The sequence below is a fragment of the Paenibacillus sp. JT22N7 genome, assembly GCF_059383875.1.
The window spans coordinates 305238-318480 of record NZ_JBXENY010000003.1; the positions used below are offsets into that span (position 1 = coordinate 305238).

Annotated in this window: 11 protein-coding genes and 1 pseudogene; 11 read left to right on the forward strand and 1 reads right to left on the reverse strand. The window is 48.4% G+C overall.

Features of this window, described 5'->3' with window-relative positions:
* The first annotated feature begins 74 nt into the window (after nt 1–74).
* Together AC50Y5_RS09820 and AC50Y5_RS09825 are read left to right on the forward strand one after the other, a co-directional pair.
* Nucleotides 75–713: an HAD family hydrolase gene (locus AC50Y5_RS09820; RefSeq protein ID WP_494860187.1), complete on the forward strand. Its 639-nt coding sequence runs from the start codon at nt 75–77 to the stop codon at nt 711–713.
* 14 nt (nt 714–727) lie between these two features.
* Nucleotides 728–1558, forward strand: coding sequence for a GNAT family N-acetyltransferase (locus AC50Y5_RS09825; protein WP_494860189.1), 831 nt, complete (start codon nt 728–730; stop codon nt 1556–1558).
* 97 nt (nt 1559–1655) lie between these two features.
* Here the strand turns inward: AC50Y5_RS09825 and AC50Y5_RS09830 are convergent, their stop codons facing one another.
* Nucleotides 1656–1835: a hypothetical protein gene (locus AC50Y5_RS09830; RefSeq protein ID WP_056040595.1), complete on the reverse strand. Its 180-nt coding sequence runs from the start codon at nt 1833–1835 to the stop codon at nt 1656–1658.
* A gap of 355 nt (nt 1836–2190) precedes the next feature.
* Here AC50Y5_RS09830 and fabI point away from each other — a divergent pair, with 355 nt between their 5' ends.
* The 9 genes and pseudogenes from fabI (at nt 2191) to AC50Y5_RS09875 (ending at nt 13239) form a co-directional block, all read left to right on the forward strand.
* A complete protein-coding gene (fabI, locus tag AC50Y5_RS09835) occupies nt 2191–2967 on the forward strand; it encodes an enoyl-ACP reductase FabI (RefSeq protein WP_056040594.1) in 777 nt (258 codons plus the stop codon).
* A gap of 35 nt (nt 2968–3002) precedes the next feature.
* Nucleotides 3003–3683: a ribose-5-phosphate isomerase RpiA gene (rpiA, locus tag AC50Y5_RS09840; RefSeq protein WP_494860191.1), complete on the forward strand. Its 681-nt coding sequence runs from the start codon at nt 3003–3005 to the stop codon at nt 3681–3683.
* A 122-nt stretch (nt 3684–3805) separates the two neighbouring features.
* Nucleotides 3806–4897: an endospore germination permease gene (locus AC50Y5_RS09845; RefSeq protein ID WP_494860193.1), complete on the forward strand. Its 1092-nt coding sequence runs from the start codon at nt 3806–3808 to the stop codon at nt 4895–4897.
* Nucleotides 4894–6368: pseudogene (locus AC50Y5_RS09850) on the forward strand (spore germination protein). Before AC50Y5_RS09845 ends, AC50Y5_RS09850 begins: the two are co-directional and overlap by 4 nt.
* 1 nt (nt 6369) lies before the next feature.
* Entirely contained in the window at nt 6370–7518 is a 1149-nt protein-coding gene (locus tag AC50Y5_RS09855) for a Ger(x)C family spore germination protein (RefSeq protein ID WP_494860195.1), read from the forward strand.
* Between the two features lie 168 nt (nt 7519–7686).
* Nucleotides 7687–7854, forward strand: coding sequence for a cold-inducible protein YdjO-related protein (locus AC50Y5_RS09860; RefSeq protein ID WP_231594233.1), 168 nt, complete (start codon nt 7687–7689; stop codon nt 7852–7854).
* An 84-nt stretch (nt 7855–7938) separates the two neighbouring features.
* Nucleotides 7939–9894 carry an ATP-dependent DNA helicase gene (locus tag AC50Y5_RS09865; protein ID WP_494860197.1) on the forward strand — a complete coding sequence of 652 codons (1956 nt, stop codon included), beginning with the start codon at nt 7939–7941 and terminating at the stop codon, nt 9892–9894.
* A gap of 59 nt (nt 9895–9953) precedes the next feature.
* Nucleotides 9954–11159 (forward strand): Bcr/CflA family multidrug efflux MFS transporter, encoded by a 1206-nt coding sequence (locus AC50Y5_RS09870; RefSeq protein ID WP_056040582.1) that lies wholly within the window; start codon nt 9954–9956, stop codon nt 11157–11159.
* Between the two features lie 625 nt (nt 11160–11784).
* The gene (locus tag AC50Y5_RS09875) at nt 11785–13239 is read left to right on the forward strand and encodes a spore germination protein (RefSeq protein WP_494860199.1); all 1455 of its coding nucleotides are present in this window, start codon (nt 11785–11787) and stop codon (nt 13237–13239) included.
* Nucleotides 13240–13243 lie beyond the last annotated feature (4 nt).

The following is a 13243-nucleotide window of genomic DNA, read 5'->3' on the forward strand; positions in this document are numbered from 1 at the left end:
AGTCTGAATTTAATTGAATAGTTACATAAATATAGTTATGTAAACAAATGCAAAGTCGGAATGGGGAGAGTGCGATGGAAGCATTTATTTTCGATATGGATGGCGTCATTATCGATAGTGAACCGCTGCATTTTGAGGTGGATTTGGAGACGATGGAGCATCTGGGCTTCAAGGTCACGCAGGACGACCTGGAAAAATACGTGGGCATGACCAATCCGGCCATGTGGCGTCTTATTCGCGTGGAATATGGCATGGAGCATACAGTGGAGGAGATCATTTCTTACCAGCTACGGCGAAAAATAGAGGAGCTTCGCGCTCGTGATTTTGCGCCAATTGCGGGTATTTTGTCCCTTCTTGCCGAGCTCAAGCAACGGAACCTGCCAATCGCTTTAGCGTCTTCCTCCCCGCGGATTTTTATTGAAGAAGTGCTGCGCAAGTTCGATATTACCGATTATTTTGCAAGTATCGTCAGCGGAGAAGAGGTGCCGAGCGGCAAGCCAGCTCCCGATGTATATTTGGAGGCAGCTCGTCAGCTTGGCGTATTGCCAGCGGATTGCGTCGTTTTGGAGGATTCCCGCAACGGGGTCATCGCAGCGAAAGAGGCGGGCATGCGCTGCATCGGCTATATTAATATTCATTCAGGCGATCAGGATCTTTCCCGTGCCGATTGGATCGTTAAAGCCATTAAGGATATTCCATTGTCCCAATTATAAGGAGGCTTCACTTGTTGAATATATGGATGACTACCCCCGAGCTTGTGGAGCACGTTGAGAACTCCGAGCTTGTCTATATGCTGGATCGAATGAAGGCCATTCAGGAACGGGAGCATAACCCGATGGGAATAGCGCTGCAACGCTTCGGCCCAGCAGTGGCTATTGCCAGCCGAGCAATGCCATGGCCGCAATTTAATACGGTTAAAGGCTTTGGCCGTGCAGGTGCAGCGCAGCTGGATGAAGTGCTAAAGTGGTATAAAGAGCAGGGCGGGAGCCCACAATTTGAAATTGTGCCTTCGCGTACAGATGGGGAGACGCTGCTGGCGCTGGCCAAGCAAGGGTTTTATCAGACGGGCTTTCATGCGAGTATGGCAGGAAGCATTGCTGAAACAGCAGACGTGAGGTCGGAGGAAGGTCAGATGGGCATTGTCGTACGCAGGCTGGCTGAGCATGAGATTGATCTATATGCGGAGCTGCATGCGCTGGGCAGCGGGTTGCCGATTGCTGGTAAAAACCACATTGCGGACAATAACCGCATGCTGTTCAGCCGGGAAGGCTGGCAGTTTTATGCTGCTGAGATCGATCATATCGCTGTTGGGGTCGGCGTCGTGCATATCCATGAACATATCGCATCCCTTACATTTGCCGCTACTTTGCCAGAATATCGCATGCGAGGTGTTCAAGCGGCTTTAATTGCAGCGCGCTTGCGTGCTGCTGTCCAAGCGGGCTGCAGCCTCATAGTAGGACAAGCCGCCTATTGCTCTAGCAGCCAGCGGAATATGGAGCGCGCTGGCATGCGCCTTTGCTATACGCGCAGCACATGGAGCAGGCTGCCCTTTATGTAAATCTGTCTCTTGTCTAGCTAAAGAAGAGAAGGCAGGAAGCCAAATTCTAAATTCTAAAAAAATAAGGCAGCAAACCGTTCTTTGACGGTCTGCTGCCTTATCCTTTGCCCTTCGCTTCAAAGTTCAGGCAAGGCTTCCCGGAGGAAGCTAGCACAACTTGGCTTGGCATCGCCTGCGATTTAAAGCCGAACGCCCTGCAGCCTCTTGGCGCGCCGGGGTCCCAAGTTACATAATAATGGCGGCATTTCATGCAATTCATGCGCTCCTGCTCTGTCATTACAATAAATCATCCTTCTATGAATAAGATGCTAACGTTTATTATAGCATTTCTCGGACTGAAACGCGCCGCGCCGCCTATGGACGGCGATAGCCGTTTCACCTTGAAATATAGGAAAGGATATTCAAACGTCATCCTTTCTCTATATTTCTCGGACTGAAACGCGCTGCGCCGCCAAAGGAAGGCGCCAGCCGTTTCACCTTGAAATATAGGAAAGGATATCCAAACGTTATCCTTTCTCTATATTTCTCGGACTGAAACGCGCCACGCCGCCTATGGACGGCGACAGCCGTTTCACCTTGTTTTGTGCTATAATGGCAAAAGGTTTATGGATTTAGTTAATGGAGGGATTATTTTGTCTGGAATGATGAACAACAAAAAAATCGTAGTCATGGGCGTCGCGAATGAGCGCAGCATTGCTTGGGGAATTGCCAAGTCGCTGCATCGGGAAGGGGCTCAGCTTATTTTTACATACAGAAAGGAACGCTCTTTCGAGAAGCTGAAGGGCTTGCTGGAGCAGACAGGCATTACGCCACTGCTGACGGTACCTTGCGACGTATTGGATGATGAAAGCATAAGCGCAGCTTTTGCCCATATTAAAGAGCAGGCGGGAAGCATTGATGGAATCGTGCATTCCCTTGCTTTTTCGGATAAAGACGAGCTTAAGGGCGAGTACCTGGAAACGTCGCGTGAAGGCTATCTCCTCGCGCAAAATTCCAGCGCTTTTTCCCTTGTGGCGATTGCCAAACAGGCAAAGGGTGTCATGTCCGAGGGCGGCAGCATCGTTACCCAATCTTATATTGGCGCAGAGCGCGTCGTGAAAAATTATAATGTTATGGGCGTTGCCAAGGCAGCGCTTGAAGCAAGCGTACGATATTTGGCGGAGGATCTTGGCAAATATAATATTCGTGTTAATGCGGTTTCTGCTGGCCCGATTAAAACCCTATCGGCAAAAGGCGTTTCCGGCTTCAATGACATTATGCAGACGATCGAAGAACGTGCGCCGCTGCGGCGCAATATTGATCAGGAAGAAGTCGGTGATGCGACGCTATTCCTTCTTAGCCATCTGTCACGCGGAATAACTGGCGAAGTGCTGCATGTCGATGCAGGCTATCACATATTAGGCTTGTAACTTTAAAACGGTACGCAGAGAGCGGAGGGAAACGTTTGAACGTCAAGCAATTGGCAGCAGAGAAAGCCGTCCAGCTTGTGCAAGATGGCATGCTTGTTGGGCTTGGAACAGGAACGACAGCGTATTGGGCGATTTTGAAGCTGGCACAAAGAATGAAGCTCGAAGGACTGGACATTAAAGCCGTTGCCAGCTCCAAGCAGTCGGAGGATTTAGCGGCTGAATACGGCATTCCGTTAGTTCCACTCGCTGAAATTACGGCGATTGATTTAACGATTGACGGTGCGGATGAAGTAGACGGCGAGCTTCATTTGATTAAAGGCGGCGGCGGTGCGCTATTGCGGGAAAAAATTCTTGCTGCTCACAGCAAAACCTTTGTCGTAATCGTGGATGAGTCCAAAAAAGTAAGCCAGCTTGGACATTTTCCGCTTCCGGTGGAAGTTGTGCCCTTCGCCTCTAATTTGACGCTGCAAAAGCTGAGAGAGCTTGGCTGCACCGCCGAGCTGCGGGCATCGGCAGACGGAACCTTTGTAACGGATAACGGCAACTATATTGCTGACTGCCGTTTCGGCACGATTGCCTCGCCTTCCGAGCTGCATGAACAGCTGAATTCGATTCCTGGCGTAGTGGAAAATGGCTTGTTTATTTCGATGGCAGCCCAAGTGATTGTCGGCTTCGATACGGGGGAGACCGAGATTTTGGTTCCGGTTAAACGTTAATAAATTTATATGGGAATACCGCCTTGAAGGCGGTGTTCCTTTTTTTTTGTATAAAATTGGATCAATAAGGAAACCTATAAGCGCTATTATCGTTTAAATAAACGCTTTGGGTGGGATTTGAAATGGTTAAGGTACTTCATAAAGTAAGCTTCCTGCAAATATGCATGATTCTCATGATGACCGTTGGCTTAACGAATCATGTCGTTGTGAATCCTTTAATTTTGGATGCTTCCGGCAGGGATGCATGGATTTCCGTCTTATTAACAGGCGTATTGTTTCTTCCATGGTGCATATTGCTGGTGCTATTTATGAAGAGATCGGGTCAACAGAAGCTGCACCCTTGGCTGGCATCCAAAACGAATCCGGTCATCGCTTGGCTGATGATCATTCCGCTCGGTCTGCAATTGCTTTACATCGGGGGATTTACCTTAATTGATACGGTCCGATGGGCGACCACCAATTATATGCCCAGCACGCCAAGATCGGCTTTAATTATCACCCTATGTCTAGTATGCTGCTATTTTGCAATATCCGGCATTCGCATGATAGCGATTGCTGCAGGGATTATGCTTCCTGTAGTCATTTTGCTGGGTTACTTTGTAGCCATAGCTAATACGCCGGAGAAAGATTATCGTCTTTTGCAGCCTGTCCTAGAAAATGGCTGGCAGCCCGCGATTCATGGCATGATCTATGTCGGTGGCGGATTTGTAGAAATGATTATGCTTTTAGCTGTCCAGCACCGGATCAAGTCCCGCGTAAAGACATGGCAGCTCCTCATTTTGGCCGTTCTCTTAATTTATATTACGCTCGGACCTATTATCGGGGGCATTACGGAGTTTGGACATGTAGAAGCGGGGAAGCAGATGGAATCCCCTTTTGAGCAATGGAGGCTTGTGAAATTCGGCAACATTGAGCATGTGGATTTTTTATCGGAGTTTCAATGGCTGTCTGGAGCCGTTATTCGTACAAGCTTTGCTATGTTTTTATTGGGAGAGCTCATTCCCTTTCGGAAAAAGGAAGGGACGCGGCGACTCATTATGTTGCTGACACTTGGCTATATTCTGTTCGGGTTCATCCCGATTAATGGCTATTCCTCTTATCTATGGCTCTATCACTATTACTTCCCCGTCACGCTGGCGACGGTTTTGGTTCTTTCAGCCGTATTCCTCGCAATCGCTTTGCTGAAGCGGCAAAGGGAGGGGAACCTGGCATGAACAAAACCAAACTTCAGCCTGCTGAGCCATGGAAGCTGCAGTCGATATCCGCCTTATTTTCGCATTCTGCGGATGTGTTGATCCAGCGATTTCAATTTGATGAGGATGTCCTATCGGAGATCATTCTTGTTTATAGCGAAGGGTTATGTGATACTTCCCAAATTGGAAAGTATATTCTTCCGGATCTCGAGCAGCTATACCGTAAAAATGGATTTGCTCATTTGCAAACGGGGAAGCTATACGGGACGCTGCCGCTCATTCCAGCAGCTGCGGATACGCTGCCAGAGCAGCTTTGCGAGTGGATTTTTCAAGGTGATTTGCTGCTCCTGTTTAATGAGTCAAATGCCTTATTTCGAATGACGCTTGGCCATCCCCCTCATCGTACACCAGAGGAATCAACAACAGAAGTATCGATTAAAGGGGCTAGAGACGGCTTTGTGGAGGATGTAGGCATTAATGTCGCGCTCATTCGCAAACGAATTCGCAGCAAGTCTTTATGCTATGAGACGGTAACGCTCGGCAGACGAACGAGAACGAAGGTCGGTTTATTGTACATCGACGATATTATTGCGCCAAATGTGCTGAGCGAGGTTAGAGATAGATTAAATAGCATTGATGTGGATGGACTATACAGCATTAATCAATTGGAAGAAATGCTTGTGGAAGAGAAGTATAGCCTATTTCCTTTGCTCGACTTTACGGGACGGCCGGATTATGCAGTAAGCAGCTTGCTCGCAGGCAGATTTATCGTTGTTGTGGATGGCAATCCTATGGTTTTAATTGGCCCAAGCCCCTTTTTTCTCATGCTGAAATCACCTGAAGACTTATATTTTAATTTTCAATATGTTTCGTTTGCGCGCTTGCTGCGCATTTTTAGTTTTTTCAATCTATTTTGCTGCCGGGGCTGTGGATTGCGCTTTCCGCCTTTCATCAAGATCAAATCCCGTTTAGGCTAATGTCGACGATTGCTGCTGCCCGAATTGGACTGCCCTTCTCAGGAGCATTGGAATTTTTAATTTTGCTTCTGCTACTGGAAATATTCAGAGAGGCCGGCGTTCGTCTGCCAAGCTCCATCGGCCAAAGCTTAACCGTTATTGGCGGATTAATTATTGGCGATTCTGCTATTCGGGCCGGCTTTGTGTCACCAAGCGTCGTCGTTGTGGGGGCGATTACGGCAGTTGCTGGAGCGACACTTGTCAATCAATCGTTAAGTACGACGGTAAGCGTCATCCGTTTTCTGTTGTTTGTAGCTGCTTCCCTATTGGGAATGTACGGATTCATATTAGGGATTGTCGTGCTTATCGGATATATGGGACGGCTCAGCTCTTTCGGGGTCCCGTACCTGTCGCCGTTTTCTCCTCCTATAATGAGGGAGCTTCTTACGGCTGCGCTTCGGCTGCCCTGGGTAAAGCAGAAACAAAGGCCGGAAACATTGCATACGGTTGATTCGGACAAGCAAGGGGAAGATTAGCATGAAAGTATGGATAAAATGGAGCCTGATCGCTAGTTTGCTGCTGCTGAGTCCAGGCTGCTTTGATTCAAAGCCGATTCAAAACATGGCTTATGTCACAGCTATCGGCCTGGATTATAAGGATGGGTTTTTTATATCTTACGCGCAGGTGCTTAACTTCTTAAATGTAGCCAAATCCGATAAAAATGAAATAGGGAAAAACATACCGGTATGGATCGGCCGCGGCACAGGAAAGACGGTGACGGAATCGTTGTCCTCGCTGTCCGAAACTTCGCAGATTAGATTGTTTTGGGGACATGTCAAAGCGGTTGTGGTAGATGAGGAGCTTCTAAAATCACAAGCGATTGTTCGGCAAAGCTACGAAGCAATCAATCGTTACCGCGAAGTTCGTTACAATATATTGCTCTATTCAACAAAGACGCCGATCGTAGATATTTTTAAGCAAAAATCGATTTTGAATTTGCCTGTCTTGGATACCATTCTGGATATACCCGAGGATACCCATGCCCAGCGCTCCAACATTGATCCCCAATATGGCTTCAAATTTATTGCCGAATTTAATGAGCCGGGCAATACCGCCATCATTCCTACGATTGGCATAACGAAGGAGGTATGGAGGGAGGATGCCCGGAAAATGCCGATGTTTAAAATTACGGGCGCCTTTTTCATTCGGCAAAACGAGAATTTAAGCTGGTTTTCTGAAACAGAATTGCTCGGAAGAAGATGGGTGCAAAAAGAAAATAAACGTTCCGTTCTGCTAATTGGCAATCGAGAAGCTCCGACCGCTACACTCGTCATTATTAAACCGAATTACCGGATACGGTATGTTAAGAACAGCAAGCCATTGCAGTTTAAGATTGAAATTAAGGCGAGAGCCTATGTGGAGGAAATGATTAAAGATGTTTCGGTGAAAGAGATGGAGGTTCTTGCAGCGAAGGCGATTCGCGATGAAATGATGGCTACCTATGAGAAAGGCCTTGTCACTCAAACCGATCTATTAAATTTATTTGCCGAGCTCTATCGCAGTGAACCCAAGCTGTGGCATCAGCTGCGTAATAGCAAACAGCTTCTACTAAACCAAAAAACATTGGGCCAAATCGATGTGAAAGTAACGATTACCAATACTGGAAAATACAAAGGGAAGCTGTAACGTTTCCTAGCCAGCTAGAGGGGGCTGGCGGGTTTGGGAGCCTTGACGTATGCGGCCAAGAAGTGATATATTATGTCAGATTGCCTGAACGTGTAAATGAAAGGGATGTAAAATATATTGGCTACGAGCGAAGACATTACGAAACCGAAATTATTACCTACCAAAATTTTGAAATGTAAAAACCCCGAATGCAAAGCGTGGGTAAGAGATGAATTCGCCTCGGCAGAGCAAACCTGCCCGATATGCAAAGGACCGATGCTACGAAGCATGAAGCATTTGCCAGCCGTGCAGAACAAGCCAAAGCCGCAGCCTAGAAAACCGAAATCTGACTTTTAATTTCAATTTGAAAAAAAAACCGCCCGAACGGCTGCGTGATTTTAGCGCAGCCGTTCGGGCGTCTATTTGGAGGCGCTGCTAAGCATGACACAACACCATTATCCGTTTGATTTTGACCCGTCGCAGCCTTATATGCAGCAGGCAAGCGACTGGATCGCGGATGTTTTTTACGAGAAGCTTCCCGAAGCCGGGCTTGAGCTGCGAGATGAGCAAATTTATATGGCATTTCAGCTGGAACGGGCTTATGCGGACAAGCAGACGATTTTCGCTGAGGCCGGCGTCGGCACAGGCAAAACTTTCGTTTATTTGCTTTATGCCATTAGCTACGCGCGTTATACTCGCAAGCCGGCTATTATTGCCTGCGCTGATGAATCGCTCATCGAGCAGCTGGTAAAGCCGGAAGGCGATATTGCCAAGCTGTCCCGCCATTTAGGGCTGAACATCGACAGCAGATTGGGAAGATCGCCTGACCAGTATGTCTGCTTGAACAAGCTGGATGATGCACGGGGCGACGCACAATTAGAGGGCGCAGAGCATTTTGACGACATTTATCGCAGCTTGCCGGATTTTGTTCATAAGCCAGAAACGATGCAAAGCTTTTATCCTTATGGCAACCGCCGGGATTATCCGGAGCTCAGCGATGAAGTTTGGGACCATGTCGGTTGGGACGTCTTTCAGGACTGCATGGTATGCAGCCGCAGACATCGCTGCGGACAAACGCTGTCACGCGATCATTACCGCAAATCAACGGATTTAATTATTTGCTCGCATGACTTTTATATGGAGCATGTATGGACCTATGAAGCACGCAAACGCGAGGGACAACTTCCCTTGCTGCCGGAGCATAGCTCAGTTGTATTCGACGAAGGGCATTTGCTCGAAACGGCGGCGCAGCAGGCGCTAACGTATAAGCTCAACCATGCGGTATTTGAGAGCATTATTACGCGATTGCTGGAAGGGGAAATCCGCGAATCGCTGGCGCTGGCCATTGAGGATGCAATTGTGCAAAGCGAGCAGCTTTTTGAGCGTATCCAGCAAAGCAGCCGTGCTGTCGCAGCATCAGATCGCCGCGAGCTGCTGTGGGACAACACGCTTATACAGGAAGTAAACCGGCTGCATCAGCTGCTTGATCTCATTGAGGAGGAGCTTGTGTTCGAAAGCGGCTTGTTCACGCTTGATGAATATCAGCTCAAAATCGTCGAGGAGCATTTGGAGATGATTCAATATGCCCTTTCGCTGTTCCGCAAACCCGAAAAGCCGATTAGCTGGGTGATGGAGGACAAGTCGGGCATTTCTCTTGTCATTATGCCTAAGATGGTGAAGGAAGTGCTGGAGGAGCATGTGTTCTCTCGCAAAATGCCAATCGTCTTCTCATCGGCTACGCTGTCGGTAGACGGCTCCTTCGAATATACGATGGACAGCCTGGGCATTAAGCAGGCTGAGTCGTTCTCCGTTGCTTCGCCTTATGATTATGAGCATAAAATGCGGGTGCTTGCATCCGAGTCGGAAGCTTTGGATGAATTCGCGAACCAAATGCAGGCAACGGTAAAGCTGCTTGGGGAAGCGAAGGGCGGCACGCTCATTTTGTTCCCTTCTCGTGAGGAGCTTGCGCGCTTCAAGCAGGCGATGAATGATGAGCCGCTTGCACAGCAAAGACGTTTCCTTTATGAAGGAACGTCGGAGATTAGCCATTTGATTGGGGCATTCCAAGCCGATGAGTCCAGCGTGCTGTGCGCGGTGACGCTGTGGGAGGGACTGGACATACCGGGGCCTTCTTTATCGCAGGTCATTGTATGGTCGCTGCCATTCCCGCCGAATGATCCGGTGTTTGCTGCAAGACGCGCCGATGCCCAGCTGCCTTTCGAGGAAGTGGATATGCCTTATATGCTGCTGAGGTTAAGACAAGGCATGGGACGTTTGATTCGCACGAGCAGCGATGAAGGAACGGTAGTCATTTTTGGCGAGGAAATGCGCCAGCCTGCTGTTAAAGAGCGTATTAGCGCCATAATGCCCAAAGGGGTTAAGCTGCTGGCTCTATAATGGTATAAATTCATAACAAGTTTATTTTCATACGACACCAGAGAGGAATTAAGCTTCAAATGAAAATGAATCAGAATCGTAACCGGCTCAGGCTGGCCTTGCTGCTCGGTTCTTTCTCGGCTCTGGGCCCGCTGACGATTGATATGTATTTGCCTTCGTTTCCACAAATAGCCGAGGATTTCGGTACGAAGGCTTCACTTGTGCAATTGAGCTTAACCGCCTGTTTAATCGGCCTTGGCCTCGGGCAGCTCGTCATGGGACCGATGAGTGACGTTCATGGCCGGCGCAAGCCGCTGCTGCTGTCCTTGGTCGTTTATTTAATTGCTTCGCTGGCCTGTGCGCTGGCACCGAATATTACTTTGTTTATCGTTGCCCGTTTTATACAAGGCTTTGCGGCCTCAGCAGGCATCGTTATTTCAAGGGCTATTGTCCGTGATCTATATAGCGGACATGAGCTGACCAAATATTTTGCACTTATTATGCTGGTTAACAATGTTATGCCTTTACTGGCACCTGTTGCGGGAAGCGGAATTATATCCTTCACCACTTGGATCGGCGTGTTTATCGTACTCGGGGCGATAGGCCTTGCTCTGGCGCTTATTGCAACGTGGCAGCTGGAGGAAACACTGCCACGCGAAAAGCGAATTTCGAGCAATTTCGGCGAGCTGCTGCGTAATTTCGGGCAGTTGCTTAAAGATCGCGAGTTCACCGGTTATGCGTTGACGCAAGGTCTGATGATCGGCGGTATTTTCGCTTATGTCTCAGGCACACCGTTTATTTATCAGCATATTTACGGCACCTCGCCGCAAGTATTTGCCTTTTTGTTCGGCACCAACGGCCTCAGCCTTATTTTGGGCTCGCAGATCGTCGGGCGCCTCAGCCATAAATGGACGGAGCAGCAATTTTTGCTACTCGGGCTGCTGCTCTCCGCGGCATCCAGCGTTTCATTGCTGATTGCGGTGCTTGTGGAGGGGCCGCTGTGGTCGCTAGTCGTTCCTTTATTTTTCTTTGTATGCTCAATCGGTATTACCGCTACCGCTTCGTTTTCGCTGGCTATGGAAAACCAAGCCCATATTGCCGGCAGTGCCTCGGCTTTGCTTGGCTTGCTGCCTTTTGTGCTTGGTGCTGTAGCGGCTCCGCTCGTTGGCATTGCCGGAGAGGAAACAGCTGTCCCGATGGGCGTCATTATTTTTACCGCCAGCATGCTCGGGATGGTTGCTTATTTCGGCCTCGTCCGCTCTAAGCAGCGTGCTTCTGGAAAATAAGCTAGAGTTGCAAACGTACGAGTGAAGCTAGATTAGCAAGCAACAATGAAATAAAGCAAGCCTTAATCATTAGGTACCTATAGTCAGACACTTTGAAAAAAAGTGGTCGGACTGTGGGTACTTTTTTTTTGAAATATAAGAAAGCATATGCTTACTTATATTTCTCGGACTGAAACGCGCCGCGCCGCCAGAGGACGGCGCCAGCCGTTTCACCTTGAAATATAGGAAAGGCTATTCTAACGCTATCCTTTCTCTATATTTCTCGGACTGAAACGCGCTGTGCCGCCAGAGGACGGCGCCAGCCGTTTCACCTTGAAATATAGGAAAGGCTATTCTAACGCTATCCTTTCTCTATATTTCTCGGACTGAAACGCGCTGCGCCGCCAGAGGACGGCGCCAGCCGTTTCACCTTGTTTTTCAAAGTTAGTGGTTAAAAACAGGGAAATCAGGAAAACATACACTTTATTCAATCAAGCGCAAAACAAAGGGATGGCGGTGCAAAGTGAAGACATTTCTAGCCTATATACCGGAATACCCCGTCTTCCTTCAGGCACTGGCCGTGCTAATCGTTCCGGTCATACTCTCGGTCGTATTCAAATGGGCTGAGTCGGAAAGGAATTGAGTCATGAATAGGGAAAACAGCATTGAAAGCCGTTTAGAGGTTATAAGAGAACAGATAAAGGAATACGGAGATGTCAGCATACGGCAATTTGAACTGGGGCAGACAGAGATCAAAGCGGCAATTGTGTATTGTGATGGGCTGACGGACAGGGAGCAAATTGATTTTCATGTGTTAAAAGCGTTAATGTCCTATTCGTTTGATGATCGACCGATTTCGAAGGAGCTTATTCAAAATACGCTGTTATCTACAAGCGAAATTATGGAAGTGGAAACGCAGGAAGAGATGCTTTCCAAAGTGCTTACAGGTTATACGGCCTTAATAATTGATGGGATAAAAGAAATTACATTAATCTACGCGCTCGCGGGCAAAAGCCGCAGCATTGAAGAGCCTATTTCGGAAGCATTGGTTCGCGGGCCAAGAGCGGGATTTAATGAAAATTTATCCGACAATATCGCTTTGCTGCGCAAACAGGGTGAAAATAAGGACTTGTGTTTGCTAAAGCTCCAGGTTGGCGAGCGGGCGAAGAAGGATCTGTATATCGGCTATATGAAAGGAATCGCGGATCCTGATCTAGTGGAGGAGGTGCGCCGGCGGGTATCTAAAATCCGCATCGACAACGTGCTGGAGTCGGGCTATATTGAGCAGCTAATTGAGGATAACTATTTAAGCCCCTTTCCGCAAATTCAAAACACGGAAAGGCCAGATAGAGTGACGGCAGCTCTAATGGAAGGGAAGGTGGCCATTTTGCTTGATGGTACGCCATTTGCTCTAATCGCACCTGTAACCTTCAGCATGCTGCTGCAGTCGCCAGAGGATTATTATGAGCGCTGGATTGCCGGCACGCTGCTAAGGATTATGCGCTTTTTCGCCGCAATAATGGCCTTGTTTGTTCCGGCTACTTATATTTCCTTCATCTCCTTTCACCCTGGCTTAATTCCAACTAAATTGGTCATTTCCATCATTGCTACGAGAGTAGGCGTACCTTTCTCTTCTCTGGTTGAAGCATTGATTATGGAAATTGCCATTGAAATATTGCGGGAAGCTGGCCTCCGTCTGCCGAAGCCGATTGGTCCGGCGATGGGAATCGTAGGCGGTCTCATTATTGGGGAAGCGGCTGTTCAGGCGGGAATTGTCAGCCCGATTCTCGTTATCGTCGTGGCACTGACCGCGATCTGCTCGTTTTCGATACCGCAATATAGTGCCGGCATTTCTATACGTATGCTGCGCTTTCCCGCGATGTTTTGTGCAGCCGCCTTCGGCATGTATGGCGTTATCTTGTATGCTCTGCTGTTAGGCGCTCATATTTCGAGGCTGCAAAGCTTTGGCGTCCCTTATGCCAGCCCGGCAGCTCCATACCGGTTAGGGGAATGGAAGGATTTTCTTATGCGCGCGCCGCTGCGGATGATGAAGCGGAGGCCAAAGCTTCTTTATCCGCAGGATTCTACTAGAAAAAGGTGAGCCA